This is a genomic window from Micromonospora sp. LA-10 (genome assembly GCF_051853095.1).
GTDB classification, from domain to species: Bacteria; Actinomycetota; Actinomycetes; order Mycobacteriales; family Micromonosporaceae; genus Micromonospora; species Micromonospora echinospora_A.
Window position 1 is genome coordinate 5,670,102 of sequence record NZ_CP195710.1, and the last position, 15,630, is coordinate 5,685,731.

Here is a 15,630-nt window from a genome sequence, read left to right on the forward strand (position 1 = left end):
TCAGCCGGCCAGGTCGTGCCGCGCCGCCCAGACCCGCGCGGAGACGTGCGCGATCAGACGGCAGGCGTCGTCCTCGACCTCGTCGCCGTCCGCGCCGCCGTCGGCCAGGTCGGTGGTGGTGCAGACGACGATCGTGTACGGCGGGGCGTCGTCCGGGAAGACCACACCGGCACCGTGGCGCACGCCGCGTACCCAGCCGTTCTTGTGCGCGATCCGGGTGCCGTCGGGCAGCCCGGCGGCCAGGTCCTCGCGGTGTTCCTGGGCGGCGAGCACGTCGAGCATGGCCGTGCAGGCGGACGGCGGGGCGAGCGGGCCGGGCCGGGTCGCGCCGAGCGCCAGCTCGCCGAGCAGCGCGGCCAGGTCGGCGGCGGTGACCAGGTTGTCGATGCCGGAGTCGCGGGCGGCGAAGTCCTCGATGCCGCGCCCGGTGACGCTGTGCCGGGCCCCGGCGAGCGCCCACGCCTGCGCCACCGCGGGCAGCCCCACCTGGCCGATGCAGATGTTCGTGGCGAGGTTGCTGGACCGGACGATCATCCGTTCGGCGAGCCAGCGCAGCGGCGCGTCCCCGCCCACCCGGTCCCAGACCGCCTCGTCGTTGTCGTAGTCCCGGGCGTTGGCGAACCGGGGCGCGCAGGGCAGGGCCGAGTCGAACGAGTTGCGCACCGGCACCGGCGCGTCCAGGTCCAGCCGGCCGGCCTCGGCGGCCCGGAACAGCGCCACCAGCACTGCGAGCTTCATGGTGCTCGCCGCGTAGTGGGTGGCGTCGGCGCGTCGCGTCCACGTGGGCCGCGCGCCGGGCCGGCCCACGTACGCGGAGACGGTGCCGGGCACCTTGTCCAGGTGCGCGTCGAGCTCCTCCCAGGTCATGGGGGCACCGTAGCCGATCTGCGGGGCAGCGGCGGGCCCCGGTGCGGGGCTAGCGTGCGGAGATGACGACCCCGCTGTACGACGACATCGCCGACTGGTACGAGGAGTACGCCAGCGAGACCTCGTCCGTCTACATGGACCGGATCCGGTCGGTGCTGGCCGGCCTGCTGGGCGAGGGCCCCGGCCGCTGTCTGGACCTGTGCTGCGGCACCGGCGCGCACGCGGCCGAGCTGCGCCGTCTCGGGTGGACACCGGAGCCCGGCCCGCCTGAGGGCGGGCCGGGCTCCGGGTGGGGCTGGTGAGCGGGTGGGTCAGCCGGCGTGCTTGCGGCGGGCGGCCATCCGGCCGCGCTGGGTCTGGTCCAGCACCACCTTGCGGATGCGCACCGCGGCCGGGGTGACCTCGACGCACTCGTCCTCGCGGCAGAACTCCAGCGCCTGCTCCAGCGACAGCTTGCGCGGCGGGATCAGCTTCTCGGTCTCGTCGGCGGTCGACGAGCGCATGTTGGTGAGCTTCTTCTCCTTGGTGATGTTGACGTCCATGTCGTCGGAGCGGGAGTTCTCACCGACGATCATGCCCTCGTACACCTCGGTGCCCGGGTCGACGAAGAGCTGGCCGCGCTCCTGGAGGTTGGTCATGGCGAACGCGGTGACCGCGCCGGCCCGGTCGGCGACCAGCGACCCGTTGTTGCGGGTGCGCAGCTCGCCGAACCACGGCTCGTACGACTCGAAGACGTGGTGCAGGATGCCGGTGCCGCGGGTCTCGGTGAGGAACTCGGTGCGGAAGCCGATCAGGCCGCGCGCCGGGACCAGCCACTCCATCCGGATCCAGCCGGTGCCGTGGTTGACCAGCTGCTCCATGCGGCCCTTGCGGGTCGCCAGCAGCTGGGTGATCGCGCCGAGGTACTCCTCCGGGGAGTCGATGGTCAGCCGCTCGACCGGCTCGCAGGTCTTCCCGTCGATCTCCCGGGTTACCACCTGCGGCTTGCCGACGGTGAGCTCGAAGGACTCGCGGCGCATCTGCTCGACCAGGATGGCCAGAGCCAGCTCGCCGCGGCCCTGCACCTCCCAGGCGTCCGGCCGCTCGGTGGGCAGCACCCGCAGCGACACGTTGCCGACGAGCTCCTTGTCGAGCCGGTCCTTGACCATCCGGGCGGTGACCTTGGCGCCCTTGACCCGGCCGACGAGCGGCGAGGTGTTGGTGCCGATGGTCATCGAGATGGCCGGCTCGTCCACGGTGATCAGCGGCAGCGGGACCGGGTTCTCGGCGTCGGCGAGCGTCTCACCGATCATGATCTCCGGGATGCCGGCGACGGCGATGATGTCGCCCGGTCCGGCGGACTCGGCGGGCTTGCGCTCCAGGCCCTCGGTCATCAGCAGCTCGGAGATGCGGACCCGCTGGGTGCTGCCGTCGGTGCGGCACCAGGCCACGGTCTGGCCCTTGCTGATGGTGCCCTGGCGGACCCGGCACAGCGCGAGCCGGCCCAGGAACGGCGAGGCGTCGAGGTTGGTGACGTGCGCCTGAAGCGGCGCGTCCTCGTCGTACGCGGGCGCCGGGATGGTGTCCAGCAGGGTGCGGAACAGCGGTTCCAGGCTGCTGCTGTCGTCCGGGACCGCGCCGTCGGCGGGCTGGGTCAGCGAGGCGATGCCGTCGCGGGCGCAGGCGTAGACGATCGGGAAGTCGATCTGCTCCTCGTCGGCGTCCAGGTCGAGGAAGAGCTCGTAGGTGTCGTCCACGACCTCCTTGATCCGGGCGTCCGGACGGTCCACCTTGTTGATCACCAGGATGATCGGCAGCCGGGCGCGCAGCGCCTTGCGGAGCACGAACCGGGTCTGCGGCAGGGGGCCCTCGCTGGCGTCGACCAGCAGCACCACACCGTCGACCATGGTCAGGCCGCGCTCGACCTCGCCGCCGAAGTCGGCGTGACCGGGGGTGTCGATGATGTTGATGGTGACCGGTTCCGAGCCGTCGGCCGGCAGGTACCGCACGCCGGTGTTCTTGGCGAGGATGGTGATGCCCTTTTCCCGCTCGAGGTCCATCGAGTCCATGACCCGATCGGTGGTCTCACCGCGGGCGCCGTAGGCGCCGGCCTGCCGCAACATGGCGTCGACCAGGGTCGTCTTGCCGTGGTCGACGTGGGCGATGATGGCGACGTTGCGGAGGTCGGTGCGTAGCTGCATACCCTCCATACTCCTGTCTGCGGTTGCCCGGGCACGCCTCGGGGTCACCCCGAGATCGCCCGGATCTGCGTCGAAAGTGCTGTGCCGACCGTTCCAGCGACTGGCATGCTGACACCCGTGCGGTGTGCCCGATGCCTGACCTGCTGAGCTGGCTGCAGGAGCTGCCGCCCCTGCTGATCTACCTGGCCGCCGCGGCGATCGTCGCGGCGGAGACCGCGGTGATCGTCGGGCTGCTGATGCCCGGCGAGGCGACCCTGCTTCTGGTCGGCTTCCTAGCGTACGCGGGGACGCTGCGCCTCGCGCCCGTGCTGGTGGCCATGACCGCCGCCGCAGTGATCGGAGACACACTCGCGTGGCGGGCCGGGCGGCGGTACGGCCCACGGCTGCGCGCCTCGGGGGTGGGCGCCCGGATCGGGGCGCACCGGTGGCGGCGCGCCGACTCGCTGCTGGACCGGCTGGGCGGCCGGGGTGTGCTGGCCGCCCGCTGGATCGCGTTCGCCCGTACGCTGGCGCCCCGGCTGGCCGGGTCGGCCGGGATGCCGTACCGGCGGTTCGCGCCGTGGAACCTGGCCGGGGTGGCGAGCTGGGTCGGCGCCTCGGTGCTGGCCGGCTACCTGGCGGGCGAGTCGTACGAGCGGGTGTCGAAGCTGCTCGGCCGGGCCACCGGGGCGGTGCTGGCCCTGCTGCTGTGCCTGCTCGGCGTGGTGCTGGCGGGACGCTGGCTGGGGCGTAACCCGGACCCGGTGCGCGCGTTGGCGGCACGGGCCGCCGCGCTGCCGCCGCTGCGTTGGCTGCGGTCCCGGTACGGCGTGCTGTTCTTCCTGCTCGGGATGCGGGTCGGGCCGGCCTGGAGCCTGCTGGTCAACCTGGTGCTGGGGCTGGCGCTGCTGTTCGTCGCCGGGCTGGCCGTGGCGCTGCTGCTGGAGGCGGTGGTCCGGCACAGCGGGCTGGGCGTCCTCGACGGGCTGGTCGCCGACTGGTTCGCCGCCCGGCGTACCCCCGGGGTGGTCGACGCGGCGCAGGCCGCGGTGTCGGGTCTGCGGGGTTGGCTGCTCATCGCCGCGGTCGCCGTGGTGGCCGCCGTGGTGACGGGGCGGGGCCGGCCGTGGCGGGCCGATCCGCTCGGGGTGCTGGGCACCGTGGGCGCGGCGGTGCCGCTGGTGTTGCTCGTCGTTGTCGCGGATCTGACAGATCCGGGTGGCCCGGACCGGGCCGGTGACCTGTTCCCGACCCAGAACGCGGTGGTGACGGCGAGCTTCGGCACGCTGGCCTGGCTGCTGTCCCGCGGCGTGCGCTGGCCGGTCGGCGTGGCCGTCTGGACGGCCGCGTCGGCAGGGGTGGTCATGGTCACCGGCGCGCGGCTCTACCTGGGACTCAGCACCGCGAGCGGCACCGTCACGGCGGTGCTGCTCGGCATCGCCTGGACCACGGTGTTCGTGGTGGCGTGGGCGACCCGGGACCGGCTGGCCGACGGCGCCGAGCGGCCGGACCCGGCCGACGGCGACCCGGCCCCACGGGACGCGCCGCCCCGTCCGCGGCGGCGCCGGTCGGCGTCTCGGGTACCCCGTGGACCTGCCGATCCTTGTTAGGGTGCGCCGACGGCGACGACGGGGGAGGTCGGATGCGGCGAGGACTCGGCCGGTGGGCCGCGGTGGCGGTGGCGGCGCTGCTCGCGACGGGCACGCTGACGGCGTGCGGCGAACAGGAACGGCCGGTCCGAGAGGTCGCCGCGGACCTGCCCACGGCGGCGCCGGCGGACGAACCGCAGGAGGCGCCCGCCGACGCGCCCAGCGAGGAGCCGCCGGCGGTGGCGGCGATGGGCGGGCGGCCCAGCCCGAGCGCGTCGGCCTCACGAGCCAAGCCGCCGCGCACGTCCACCAAGCCGCTGGCCCGGCCGGATCCGCCGACCGAGACCCGGCTTCCGCCGGAACCGCCCAAGGACGTGGACGAGGGCTGCAAGCCGAGCTACCGGGGCACCAAGGCCAGCCGGAGCCAGGTCAAGGCGGCGCTCGCGGACGCCGCGGCGCGCACCTACTGGCCGACCTCCGCGCCGGACATCCGCATCCCGTCGGCGCTGCTGAAGGCCACCGCCTGGCAGGAGAGCGGGTGGCAGTCCAACATCATCGCCTGTGACACCGGGATCGGGCTGATGCAGGTCATGCCGGATACGGCGGAGTGGATGAACCAGCGGTTCGGCCAGTCGTACGACGTCGAGGACTACCGCGACAACGCCTACCTGGGCGGCAGCTACCTGGCCTGGCTGACCAAGTACATCGGCGACATGTACTTCAAGGCCGACTACCGTCTCGACGCCTCGCTGTGCACCGCGCAGCTGGACTCGTGCCTGCTCAACGCCGTGATCGCGGCCTACAACTTCGGTCACGGCAAGGTGGCGCAGAAGGACATGCCGCTGGCCATCCCCAACCCGCAGTACGTGCGCAACGTGCGGGCGCTGATGACCGAGTGCGAGTGCCTCAGCTTCTGAGCTGAAGAACAGACGAACGGGCGGGGGCCGGCGAACGTGCCGGCCCCCGCCCGTTCCGTCGAGGTCAGTCCCGCGCGGGCACCGGCTCGGCCGGCGCCTCGGCGGCGCCGGTGGGCGCGTCGGCGTCCCGCTTGATCCGGCCGGGCCACCAGAACCGGTCGCCGAGCAGGAACGCCAGCGACGGCACCAGCACGGTACGGACCAGCAGCGTGTCCAGCAGCACACCGAGGCAAACGATGATGCCGATCTGGGTGAGCGTGATCAGCGGCAGCACGCCGAGCACCGCGAAGACCGCGGCGAGCAGGATGCCGGCGCTGGTGATGACGCCGCCGGTGACCCGCAGCGCCGACAGCATGCCCTCGCGGGTGCCGGTGCGCCGGGCGTCCTCCCGGGCCCGGGTGACCAGGAAGATGTTGTAGTCGACGCCGAGCGCCACCAGGAAGACGAACGCGAGCAGCAGCACCCCGCTGTCCAGCGCCGGGAAGTCCAGCACGTGGTCGAAGAGCAGCCAGGCCGCGCCGAGGCTGGCGAAGAACGACGCGATCACGGTCAGCACCAGCAGCAGCGGCGCCAGGATTCCGCGCAGCAGCAGCACCAGCACCGCGCCGACCAGCAGCAGGATGAGCGGCAGGATCAGCTGCAGGTCCCGGGTGTTCGCCTCGTTCGAGTCGTACGTGGCGGCGACCGAACCACCGACCAGGGCGCCGTCGGGGGCGTCCGCGCCGTCCACGGCGGGCGGCGCGGAATCCGGTACGGCGGCCACGGCGTCGCGCAGCGCCACCACGGCCCGGTCGGAGGCGGCGCTGCCGGGCTCGGCGGTGAGCACCACGTCGATCTGGGCGACCCGGTCGCCGGCGGCGCCCGGGCGGGCCGAGGCGACCCCGTCGACGTCGCTCGCGGCGGCGAGGACGGCCTGGGCGGCCTGCGGGTTGGTGAGCACCGCCACCGGCTGGGTGCTGCCGGCCGGGAATGCCCGCGCGAGCGTCTCCGCCCCGGCGACCGCCTCCGGCTTCTCGCTGAACTGCTCGGTCTCGGACAGGCCGGTGCGGATGCCGAGGCCGCCGAGGGCCAGGCCGGCGAGCAGCAGGACGGCGAGCGCGGCGACCGGCAGCGGCCGGCGGACGACCATCTCGCCCAGGCGGCCCCAGATCCGGCCCTCGCGGGCGGCGCTGCCGACGCGGGGGATGAACGGCCAGAACAGGCCCCGGCCGAACAGCAGCAGCGCGGCGGGGAGCACGAACAGCGCGGAGAGCATGGCGAGGATCACACCGGTGGCGCAGGCCAGGGCGAGCGCCCGGTTGGTCTCCTGCTCGGACAGCAGCAGCGTGAGGACGCCGAGGACGACGGTGCTGCCGCTGGCCAGGATCGGCTCGGCGGTACGGCGCAGCGCGGACCGCATGGCGGCGAACCGGTCCTCCTCCCGGCGCAGTTCCTCCCGGTAGCGGGCGATGAGCAGCAGCGCGTAGTTGGTCGCGGCGCCGAACACCAGCACGCTGGCGATGCCGGTCACCTGCCCGCTGGGCAGGTAGATGCCGAACGCGGGCACGAGGGACTCCACCACGCGCAGCGTGATCTGCTCGGTCGCGCCCACCACGAGCAGCGGTACGAGCCACAGGAACGGGCTGCGGTAGGTGATCAGCAGCAGCACCGCCACCACGGCGGCGGTGAACAGCAGCAGCGTCGTGTCGGCGCCCTCGAACACCTTGCCCAGGTCGGCGGTGAACGCCGGGCCGCCGGTGACCTCGACGGTCAGCTCGCCGGGCAGGTCACCGACCGCCTCGCGGAGCTTCTCCACCTCGTCGACCACCGCCGACGGGCCGCCCTCGGTGGACAGCGGCACCGCGACCAGCGCCACGGTCCCGTCCGGGGAGACCTGGGCGGGGGAGACCCGCCCGCCGGCGGCGAGCGAGCTCAGCTGGCCGGAGAGGCCGTCGAGCGTGCCGCGGTCGGCGCCGCTCAGCGGCGCCTGGTCGGCGCGGCTGACCACCACCAGGGCGGTCTGGGCGTCCTTGGAGGGCAACTGGTCCTGTAGCCGTTCGACCTGCGTCGACTGCCATTCCACGGACAGGCCGGTGCCGGAGACCGGGTCGGGATTGTCCGGCTTCGGCAGCCCGAAGGCGACTACGCCGACGACGAGCGCGACGGCCAGGGTGAGCCAGGCGGCGAGCCGGCCCCGGACGACGCGGGAGAACAGTGACATCGGATGCCCTCACTATTGGTCGCGGAGGATTCTCTTTGAACGAGTATCTTGATAAGCGAGATTATCCGGGGTGGTTCTATGCTGCAACCGGACCGGGTCCGGACAGGGGGGTGGCGGCGAGCGGTGGCGCACAGGATGTACCGGCGACGGGACGACCCGCGCGGGCGGATGGTCGCCGAGATCACCAACGACCTGCGCCGCTACTCGGTCGACGCCCAGCACATCGGGCACGCCTTCGCCGGGCTGCACGGGCTCAACGCCACCGACCTGCACGCGCTGATCGCGGTGATGGAGGCCGAGCTGGTCGGCGACCCGATCACCCCGGGCCGCCTCGGTGAGGCGCTGAACATCTCCTCCGGCTCGGTGACCGCGCTCGTCGACCGCCTGGAACGCGGCGGCCACATCCGCCGCGACCGGGACACCGCCGACCGCCGCAAGATCCTCCTGCACTACGCCGACCGTGGCGCCACGCTCGCGCAGAGCTTCTTCGGCCCGCTCGGGCGCCGTACCGACGAGGTGATGGACCGCTTCAGCGACGACGAGCTGGCCGTGGTGCAGCGGTTCATGGCGGAGATGGTGCACTCCATGCGGACCCACCGCGACGAGATCCGCGCCGCGCCCCGCCGCGGCGCCGCGCCAGTCCCGGGCGGAGACGACTGACCGTGCGGCTGGTCACCCGGGCCGCCACCGCGGCGCTGCGACTGCCCGCCGCCCGCACCGGGCGGGTCACCGTCACCCGGGACATCCCGGTCCGGGTCCGTGACGGCGTGACGCTGCGCGCCGACCACTACGCGCCCGACCTGCCCGGCGCCCACTGCGTGCTGATCCGCACCCCGTACGGGCGGGGCGGCCCGGTCCGGCTGCTCGGCCGCCTGATCGCCGAGCGGGGCTTCCACGTGGTCATCCAGTCCTGCCGCGGCACGTACGGCTCCGGCGGCGAGTTCGCTCCGCTGGTGCACGAGCGCGACGACGGGCTGGACACGCTGGACTGGCTGCGCCGCCAGCGGTGGTGGACCGGCTCGCTCGGCATGTTCGGCGCCAGCTACCAGGGCTTCGTGCAGTGGGCGGTAGCCGCCGACGCGGGCGAGGAGCTGCGCGCGATGGTCGCCGTGGTGACCGCCTCGGCCACCCGCGACTCCACGTACGCGGGGGAGTCGTTCGCGCTGGACACCGTGCTCACCTGGGCCGAGCTGCTCCAGGCGCAGACGGTGCCCTGGCTGGCCCGGCAGTGGGAACTCAAGCGCGGCCAGCCCCGGCTCGCCCGTGCCCTCGCGCATCTGCCGCTGGCCGAGGCGGACCGGGTCGCCACCGGCGTCACGGTGCCGTTCTTCCAGGAGTGGCTGCGCCACCACACCCCGGACGCCGACTACTGGCGTACCCGGGTCTTCGGCGAACGGATCACCGAGGTACGGGCCCCGGTCGCCATGGTCAGCGGCTGGCAGGACATCTTCCTGCCGGCCCAGCTCGACGACTACGCCCGCCTGCGGGCCACCGGAGCGCGACCCCGCCTGGTCGTCGGTCCGTGGACCCACGGCAGCCCGGGCCTGCTCGTGGCGTCGCTGCGCGAAGGGCTGGACTGGCTCGACACGCACCTGGCCGGGCGGCCCGCGCCGCAGCGCGCGCCGGTGCGGGTGCACGTCGGCGGGGCCGGCGGCGGCTGGCGTGACCTGCCCGACTGGCCGCCGCCGGCCACGCCTGTCCGATGGCACCTGCGCTCCGGCGGCGGGCTCGCCGCGCAACCGCCGGAGCACGGCGCGCCGGACCGCTTCTGGTACGACCCGGCCGACCCGACGCCGTCGCTGGGCGGACCGCTGCTCGTGGCCCAGCGGGCCGGCGCGGTGGACAACCGGCCGGTGGAGGCCCGGCCGGACGTGCTCACCTACACCAGCGAGCCGCTGGCCGAGCCGGTCGAGGTGGCCGGGCCGGTACGCGCCGAGATTCACCTGCGCAGCGAACTGTCGTACCTGGACGTGTTCGTGCGTCTGTGCGACGTGGACCGGCGGGAGCGTTCCTGGAACGTCTGCGACGGACTGGTCCGCGTCGAGCCCGGGCGGTTCCCACGCGATCCGTCCGGTGTGGTCACGGTGCCGGTGACGCTCTGGCCGACCGCGTACCGCTTCGCGCCCGGGCACCGGCTGCGCGTCCAAGTCTCCGGTGGCGCCCATCCCCGTTACGCCCGTAACCCCGGCACCGGCGAGCCACTCGGCACGGCCGTGACTCTTCGTGCTGGCTGGCGAGAGATCCTCCACGATCGTGAGCATCCCTCGGGGTTGGCGCTGCCGCTCGTGCGGCCACCGTCCACAGCAGGCTGATAGTCCAAAAAACCGCTTCTGAGCTGGGCACTTCTGCCTAACCGTGGTTAAGCTCGGGGCAAGTGCCCGGTGCCGTGCAGTTATCCGGCGGGGCGCGTCCGCGGATCGCATGTCATCACGCGGTGTGATTGTCATGCCCTCGCCGGTCATCGATCGGAAGGGGATCTGCCATGACGTCGGCCCCGGCGAACCTGCTGGCCGTCCGGAACCTGTTGCTCACCTATCTCAACGTCGACAAGAAGGCCGTACGCGGCGACGACCTGGAGCCGGCGGAGGTCGGCATCGTCGGCGACGTCAACCACCGAGGTGGCTACCACTGCGGCTCGGACCGGGTCGTGCGCAACGACTACTCGGTGGTGGAGTCCAGCCGGGACCGGAACGGGCTGACCCTGCACGCGTCCGGGTTGGACGTCGGCACGTTCTCCGTCCGCTCCGGCGGCAGCACGCACAACCTGCGGACGTTCTCCACCTGGATGGTGGCGCAGTGCAGGGCGGACGCGGCCGACACCCGGGACATCAGGGAGATCATCTACTCGCCGGACGGCCGGACCGTGCGGCGCTGGGACCGGCTGGGACGGCGTACCGGCGGCGACAGCAGCCACCTGTTCCACACCCACTTCAGCTTCTTCCGCGACTCGACCAAGGCGGGGCGCGACCAGACCCCGCTGTTCCGCCGCTACCTGACCGCGATCGGAATGATCGCCATCGCGAAACCGGAGGACGACATGGAACAGACCGACCGGCTCATCAACGACACCGGATCGAGGAACCGTACCGTCGGCGACGTCCTGGCCGACCTGCAGAATTTGCGCAACTGGCTGATCTCGCCGGCCAACACGACCGGTCTGGTCAACCCGCCCATGGCCAACTCGCCGCTGCAGCAGATGCTGGCGATGCTGCGCGCCTGGCCGGCGCTCGTCGCGCAGGTGAACGAGCTGTCCGGCAAGGACTTCACCGACGAGCAGCAGATCGTCTCCGGCGTGCTGGCCGGCCTGCCGCCGGAGAAGATCGCCGAGGCCATCCCGCCGCAGATCGCCCGGGACGTCGCCGACGAGCTGTCCCGGCGGCTGACCGCCTGACCGTCCGGCGCCGCGACCGCCGGTCGCGGCGCCGTCGGCGGGGCAATTCGGCAAGAGGTGTTGCGCAACACCTCTTGCTGATGTGAGACTCGGCGCATGGAACAGCCGACCGTCCGGCAGATCACCGACTCGCGGGTGCTCGCCGCGCTCGCCCACCCACTGCGCCGCCGGCTCATGGACGTGCTCAAGGTGTACGGCCCGTGCACCGTCGGCATGCTCGCCGAGCGCACCGACCAGGCGCCGGCGAACGTGAGCCACCACCTCAAGGTGCTGGCCGCCGCAGACCTGCTGGTCGAGGCGCCCGAGCTGGCACGCGACCGCCGGGAACGCTGGTGGAAGCCCCGCAACCGGGGCGTGCGCTGGTCCGAGTCCGACTTCGGCGACGACCCGTCCACCCGGGTGGTCGTCGAGGCCGCCGGCTCGCTCAACCTGGAGCGGCACACCGAGATGGTGCGCGCCTGGCACACCGCGTCCGACGAGACGCACGCCGCGTGGAACGACGCCCCGTTCAGCACCGACCACTGGCTGCACCTGACCCCGGACGAGCTGGACACGCTCGGCCGCGAGGTGATCGCCCTGCTCACCCGATGGGCCGACCGGCCGATCCCCGACGACGGGCAGCGCCGCGAGCCCGTCTTCGTCTTCGCCCACGGCGTCCCGGGCCGGCCGTGACCGCCCACAGTGTTGCGGCCGCGAACGCCTTACCGGGGCGCCCGTCGTGACCGCCTCCGCGCGTACGGCCGGGCCGGCCGCCCCGCCGCGCGGCGGGCTGTTCCGGAACCGAGACTTCCGGCTGCTCTGGACCGGCCACACGGTCAGCGCCGTGGGCAGCAACATGACCGCCGTGGCGCTGCCGCTGGTGGCTGTCGCGGTGCTCGACGCGAGCACCTTCCAGGTGGCGGTGCTCACCGCCGCGGCCTGGCTGCCCTGGCTGCTGGCCGGCCTGCCGGTCGGGGCGTGGGTCGACCGGGTCCGCCGCCGCCCGGTGATGATCGCCGCCGACCTCGCCGCCGCGGCGCTGTTCGCCAGCGTGCCGGTGGCCGCCCTGGCCGGGATGCTCACCGTCGGGCACCTGCTGATCGTGGCGCTCGGCGCCGGCCTGGCCCGGGTCTTCTTCGAAACCGCCGACCAGGTCTACCTGCCCACGCTGCTGCGTCCCGAGCAGGTGCCCGAGGCCAACGCACGGCTGCACGCCACACAGACCGCGAGCTACCTCGTCGGGCCCGGACTGGCCGGTCTCGTCGCCCAGCTCGTCGGCGCGGTGACCGCCGTGGCGCTGGACGCGCTCACGTTCCTGCTGTCCGCGCTCTGCCTGCGTCGCATCAGCGCGGTCGAGGCCCGGCCGCACCGTCCGGACGCGACGACGTCGCTGCGCCGCGAGGTCGCCGACGGACTGCGGTTCGTCGTCCGCGACCCGTACCTGCGGGTGCTGACGGTCTTCGGGGCGGCGAGCAACATCGGGCTCACCGGCTACCAGGCGCTGCTCGTGGTGTTCCTGGTGCGCTCGGCCGAACTCCCGGCGGGCCTGGTCGGCCTCCTGATCGGGCTCGCCAGCCTCGGCGGCGTGATCGGCGCCGCGCTCGCCGCGCGCCTGGCCCGCCGGATCGGCAGCGCCCGTACGCTGCTGGTCGCCGGCGCCCTCACCGGGCCGCCCGCGCTGCTCATCCCGCTGGCCGGACCGGGCGCGCGCACGGCGTGGCTGGTGCTCGGCGGTGTGCTGGTGAGCCTGGGCGTCGCGGTCGGCAACGTGGTAAAGGGCAGCTTCCGGCAGACGTACACGCCGCACCGGCTGCTCGGCCGCGTCACGGTGAGCATGCACCTGCTCAACTACGGCACGATTCCGCTGGCCGCCCTGCTCGCCGGTGCGCTGGGCGCGGCCTGGGGGCCGGGCGGCGCGATCCGGGTGATGACCGCCTGGCTGGCCGCGACCCCGCTCATCCTGCTGGCCGGACCGCTACGGAAACGGCGCGACCTGCCGGCCGCGCCGTCCTGATGGTGCGCTGCGACGGCGGTCGGTTTCCGACCGCCGTCACCGGCACGTCATTACATGGGACGGACGTTGTCCGCCTGCGGGCCCTTCTGGCCCTGCGTCACCTCGAACTCGACCTTCTGGCCCTCGTTCAGCTCGCGGTAGCCATTGCTCTGGATGGCCGAGTAGTGGACGAACACGTCCGGGCCTCCGCCGTCCTGCTCGATGAAGCCGAAGCCCTTTTCCGAGTTGAACCACTTGACCGTGCCGGTTGCCATGCGTCTCTCCCTGTTCAATGCGGGCGAGCCCCGGCCCCGCGGCCGGTGGTCGCCCTGTACCACCCTGACAGTAACCGTCCGGGCGGCATTCCGCTGCCGGAAGCGCGCGGCGCGCCCGTGAATACGTGGCGCGCCGGGAAAATGACCCCGGCGTCCGGCGGGGCGCGGCATGCTTGCCCCGATGAGCACGCAGACGGCTCTGGCCGACCTGGAACAGGAGATCGCGGCGCCCGGCGTGGGCCCGGACCGCCTGCGCCTGGTCGACACGCCGTTCGTGCCCGAGGTGCGCCTCCACCTGGCCGAGGACGCCATCCTCTGGTGGGCCCGGATGGAGGCCGCCGCCGGGCGGTCGCTGCCGCCACCGTACTGGGCGTCGGTCTGGGCCGGCGGGCAGGCGCTGGCCCGGCACCTGCTCGACCACCCCGAACTGGCCGCCGGGCGGCGGGTGCTCGACCTGGCCGCCGGATCGGGGCTGGTCGCCATCGCCGCCGCGCTCGCCGGCGCGGACGAGGTGATCGCCAACGACATCGACCCGTACGCGGTGGCGGCGATCACCGTCAACGCCCGCGCCAACCGGGTCCGGGTGACCGCCGACGGCGCCGACCTGCTCGACGGGGTGCCGGCCACCGACCTGCTGGTGGCAGGCGACGCGCTCTACGACGCGGGCCTGGCCGCCCGGGTCCTGCCCTACCTGCGGCGCTGCGCCGCGCACGGAGTCCAGGTGCTGGTCGGCGACCCGGACCGGGGCCACCTGCCGCCGGACGGGCTGGAACTGGTGGCCACCTACCTGGTGCCGACCACCGAACCGTTTGTCGACTCCCCGGTACGACGGGTGCAGGTGCTGCGCCCCCGATGACCCTCAGGGATCTCCGGGTCGGGTGTCCGGGGCCACTGGGGGATCATGCCCGATGTGCCGGGTGACCGGCGGGCCATAGCGTGCAGCTCATGAACGATCTCGTGGCCGCCGCCGGTGAGCTGCCCACCACCCTGCTGATGGGTCTGCTGGGCATCGTGATGCTCGCCGACGCCGTACCCCTGATCGGGGTGCTGGTGCCCGGCGACGCCGCGGTGCTCGCGGCGGTCGGCGCCGGTCGCCCGGCCGGCGGTGCGCTGACCGTCGCGGCGGTGGTCGCCGGCTGCCTGGCGGGCTGGTCGCTGAGCTTCTTCGCCGGACGGCGCTGGGGCGGGCAGCTGCGGGACAGCCGGGTGGGCGGCTGGATCGGCGAGTCCCGGTGGGCCGCCGCCGAGACGCTGCTGCACCGCGGCGGCGGACGGATCGTGCTGGTGGCGCCGTTCCTGCCGGTGTTCAACGCGTTGCTGCCGCTGGCCGCCGGCGGGCTGCGGATGTCGTACCGGCGGTTCCTGGCCTGCGCGGCGGCCGGGGCGACCGCCTGGGCCGGGCTCTACGTGGCGCTCGGGCTCACCGCGCGGGCGCTGACCGGGCTGCTTCCCGGCGCGCTGAACCCCACGGTGCTGACCATGGCGGTCGGGCTGCTGCTCGCCGGGCCGGTGCTGCTCGCCACCCGGCGCCGGCTGCGCGCGGTCACTGTCACCGGCTGACCGCGACCGGCCCGGCCGCCACGGGGGAGGCCGGGCCGGTCGTGTTCACCAGCCGCGGGCGCGCCACTGCGGCACGGCGGGCCGCTCGGCGCCGATGGTGCTGTCCTTGCCGTGCCCCGGGTAGAACCAGGTGTCGTCGGGCAGGCGGTCGAAGAGCTTGGCCTCGACGTCGTCGATGAGCTGCCCGAAGCGCTCCGGGTCCTGGTCGGTGTTTCCGACCCCGCCCGGGAAGAGAGAGTCCCCGGTGAAAAGGTGCGGGGTGCCGGACGGGTCGCGGTAGAGCAGCGCGATCGAGCCCGGCGTGTGCCCGCGCAGGTGGATGACCTCCAGCGCGCAGTCGCCCACCGGCACGGTGTCGCCCTCGCTGAGCCGCTCGGCCTCGATCGGCAGGCCCTCCGCGTCGTCGGCGTGCACGAGCGCGCGCGCACCGGTCTTGGCCACCACCTCCTCCAGCGCGACCCAGTGGTCCATGTGCCGGTGCGTGGTCACCACGGCGGACAGCCCGCCGTCGCCGACCAGCTCCAGCAGGCGTGGCGCCTCGTTCGCGGCGTCGATCAGCACCTGCTCGCCGGTGGCCTGGCAGCGCAGCAGGTAGGCGTTGTTGTCCATCGGGCCCACCGACAGCTTGCTGACGGTGAGCCGGTCGAGCTCGCGTACGGCCGGCGGCCCGCCGGGCGTGACGTCTCCGGTGTAGGTCATG

Annotated in this window: 15 protein-coding genes; 10 read left to right on the plus strand and 5 right to left on the minus strand. The window is 73.6% G+C overall.

Annotated features, from left to right (window positions below):
- Positions 1-867 (minus strand): serine hydrolase, encoded by an 867-nt coding sequence (locus tag ACSDG8_RS26765; RefSeq protein ID WP_210897492.1) that lies wholly within the window; start codon positions 865-867, stop codon positions 1-3.
- Between the two features lie 62 nt (positions 868-929).
- On the opposite strand from ACSDG8_RS26765, the gene ACSDG8_RS26770 reads away from it, so the two are divergent.
- Positions 930-1,169 carry a hypothetical protein gene (locus ACSDG8_RS26770; protein ID WP_439427320.1) on the plus strand — a complete coding sequence of 80 codons (240 nt, stop codon included), beginning with the start codon at positions 930-932 and terminating at the stop codon, positions 1,167-1,169.
- Positions 1,170-1,178: 9 nt separating this feature from the next.
- On the opposite strand, the gene typA is transcribed toward ACSDG8_RS26770, so the two are convergent.
- Complete coding sequence (typA, locus tag ACSDG8_RS26775) at positions 1,179-3,047, minus strand: translational GTPase TypA (protein ID WP_210895015.1); 1,869 nt, start codon at positions 3,045-3,047, stop codon at positions 1,179-1,181.
- A 131-nt stretch (positions 3,048-3,178) separates the two neighbouring features.
- On the opposite strand from typA, the gene ACSDG8_RS26780 reads away from it, so the two are divergent.
- Together ACSDG8_RS26780 and ACSDG8_RS26785 are read left to right on the plus strand one after the other, a co-directional pair.
- Entirely contained in the window at positions 3,179-4,636 is a 1,458-nt protein-coding gene (locus ACSDG8_RS26780; protein WP_210895016.1) for a DedA family protein, read from the plus strand.
- A 32-nt stretch (positions 4,637-4,668) separates the two neighbouring features.
- Positions 4,669-5,532: a lytic transglycosylase domain-containing protein gene (locus ACSDG8_RS26785; RefSeq protein ID WP_210895017.1), complete on the plus strand. Its 864-nt coding sequence runs from the start codon at positions 4,669-4,671 to the stop codon at positions 5,530-5,532.
- Positions 5,533-5,596: 64 nt separating this feature from the next.
- Here the strand turns inward: ACSDG8_RS26785 and ACSDG8_RS26790 are convergent, their stop codons facing one another.
- Complete coding sequence (locus ACSDG8_RS26790) at positions 5,597-7,732, minus strand: MMPL family transporter (RefSeq protein ID WP_210895018.1); 2,136 nt, start codon at positions 7,730-7,732, stop codon at positions 5,597-5,599.
- A gap of 135 nt (positions 7,733-7,867) precedes the next feature.
- Between ACSDG8_RS26790 and ACSDG8_RS26795 the strand changes: the two genes are divergently transcribed.
- The 5 genes from ACSDG8_RS26795 (at position 7,868) to ACSDG8_RS26815 (ending at position 13,116) form a co-directional block, all read left to right on the plus strand.
- Positions 7,868-8,392, plus strand: a complete 525-nt coding sequence (locus ACSDG8_RS26795; RefSeq protein WP_210895143.1) for a MarR family winged helix-turn-helix transcriptional regulator — start codon at positions 7,868-7,870, stop codon at positions 8,390-8,392.
- Positions 8,393-8,394: 2 nt separating this feature from the next.
- Complete coding sequence (locus ACSDG8_RS26800) at positions 8,395-10,044, plus strand: CocE/NonD family hydrolase (protein ID WP_374223492.1); 1,650 nt, start codon at positions 8,395-8,397, stop codon at positions 10,042-10,044.
- Between the two features lie 170 nt (positions 10,045-10,214).
- A complete protein-coding gene (locus ACSDG8_RS26805; RefSeq protein WP_210895019.1) occupies positions 10,215-11,123 on the plus strand; it encodes a hypothetical protein in 909 nt (302 codons plus the stop codon).
- A gap of 96 nt (positions 11,124-11,219) precedes the next feature.
- Positions 11,220-11,795, plus strand: a complete 576-nt coding sequence (locus ACSDG8_RS26810) for an ArsR/SmtB family transcription factor (RefSeq protein WP_210895020.1) — start codon at positions 11,220-11,222, stop codon at positions 11,793-11,795.
- Positions 11,796-11,841: 46 nt separating this feature from the next.
- Positions 11,842-13,116 (plus strand): MFS transporter, encoded by a 1,275-nt coding sequence (locus ACSDG8_RS26815; RefSeq protein WP_210895021.1) that lies wholly within the window; start codon positions 11,842-11,844, stop codon positions 13,114-13,116.
- 50 nt (positions 13,117-13,166) lie between these two features.
- Here the strand turns inward: ACSDG8_RS26815 and ACSDG8_RS26820 are convergent, their stop codons facing one another.
- Positions 13,167-13,370, minus strand: a complete 204-nt coding sequence (locus ACSDG8_RS26820) for a cold-shock protein (RefSeq protein ID WP_184686822.1) — start codon at positions 13,368-13,370, stop codon at positions 13,167-13,169.
- Positions 13,371-13,551: 181 nt separating this feature from the next.
- Here ACSDG8_RS26820 and ACSDG8_RS26825 point away from each other — a divergent pair, with 181 nt between their 5' ends.
- Entirely contained in the window at positions 13,552-14,226 is a 675-nt protein-coding gene (locus tag ACSDG8_RS26825; RefSeq protein WP_210895022.1) for a class I SAM-dependent methyltransferase, read from the plus strand.
- Positions 14,227-14,315: 89 nt separating this feature from the next.
- Complete coding sequence (locus ACSDG8_RS26830) at positions 14,316-14,930, plus strand: DedA family protein (RefSeq protein WP_210942495.1); 615 nt, start codon at positions 14,316-14,318, stop codon at positions 14,928-14,930.
- A 45-nt stretch (positions 14,931-14,975) separates the two neighbouring features.
- Here ACSDG8_RS26830 and ACSDG8_RS26835 read toward each other — a convergent pair whose 3' ends face one another.
- The gene (locus tag ACSDG8_RS26835; protein ID WP_210895024.1) at positions 14,976-15,629 is read right to left on the minus strand and encodes an MBL fold metallo-hydrolase; all 654 of its coding nucleotides are present in this window, start codon (positions 15,627-15,629) and stop codon (positions 14,976-14,978) included.
- Position 15,630 lies beyond the last annotated feature (1 nt).

Bases quoted from the DNA above. Each gene is read 5' to 3' on its own strand.
- ACSDG8_RS26765 (WP_210897492.1), bottom strand. From the start codon at position 867: ATGACCTGGGAGGAGCTCGACGCGCACCTGGACAAGGTGCCCGGCACC.
- ACSDG8_RS26770 (WP_439427320.1), top strand. From the start codon at position 930: ATGACGACCCCGCTGTACGACGACATCGCCGACTGGTACGAGGAGTAC.
- typA (WP_210895015.1), bottom strand. From the start codon at position 3,047: ATGCAGCTACGCACCGACCTCCGCAACGTCGCCATCATCGCCCACGTC.
- ACSDG8_RS26780 (WP_210895016.1), top strand. From the start codon at position 3,179: ATGCCTGACCTGCTGAGCTGGCTGCAGGAGCTGCCGCCCCTGCTGATC.
- ACSDG8_RS26785 (WP_210895017.1), top strand. From the start codon at position 4,669: ATGCGGCGAGGACTCGGCCGGTGGGCCGCGGTGGCGGTGGCGGCGCTG.
- ACSDG8_RS26790 (WP_210895018.1), bottom strand. From the start codon at position 7,732: ATGTCACTGTTCTCCCGCGTCGTCCGGGGCCGGCTCGCCGCCTGGCTC.
- ACSDG8_RS26795 (WP_210895143.1), top strand. From the start codon at position 7,868: ATGTACCGGCGACGGGACGACCCGCGCGGGCGGATGGTCGCCGAGATC.
- ACSDG8_RS26805 (WP_210895019.1), top strand. From the start codon at position 10,215: ATGACGTCGGCCCCGGCGAACCTGCTGGCCGTCCGGAACCTGTTGCTC.
- ACSDG8_RS26810 (WP_210895020.1), top strand. From the start codon at position 11,220: ATGGAACAGCCGACCGTCCGGCAGATCACCGACTCGCGGGTGCTCGCC.
- ACSDG8_RS26820 (WP_184686822.1), bottom strand. From the start codon at position 13,370: ATGGCAACCGGCACGGTCAAGTGGTTCAACTCGGAAAAGGGCTTCGGC.
- ACSDG8_RS26825 (WP_210895022.1), top strand. From the start codon at position 13,552: ATGAGCACGCAGACGGCTCTGGCCGACCTGGAACAGGAGATCGCGGCG.
- ACSDG8_RS26830 (WP_210942495.1), top strand. From the start codon at position 14,316: ATGAACGATCTCGTGGCCGCCGCCGGTGAGCTGCCCACCACCCTGCTG.
- ACSDG8_RS26835 (WP_210895024.1), bottom strand. From the start codon at position 15,629: ATGACCTACACCGGAGACGTCACGCCCGGCGGGCCGCCGGCCGTACGC.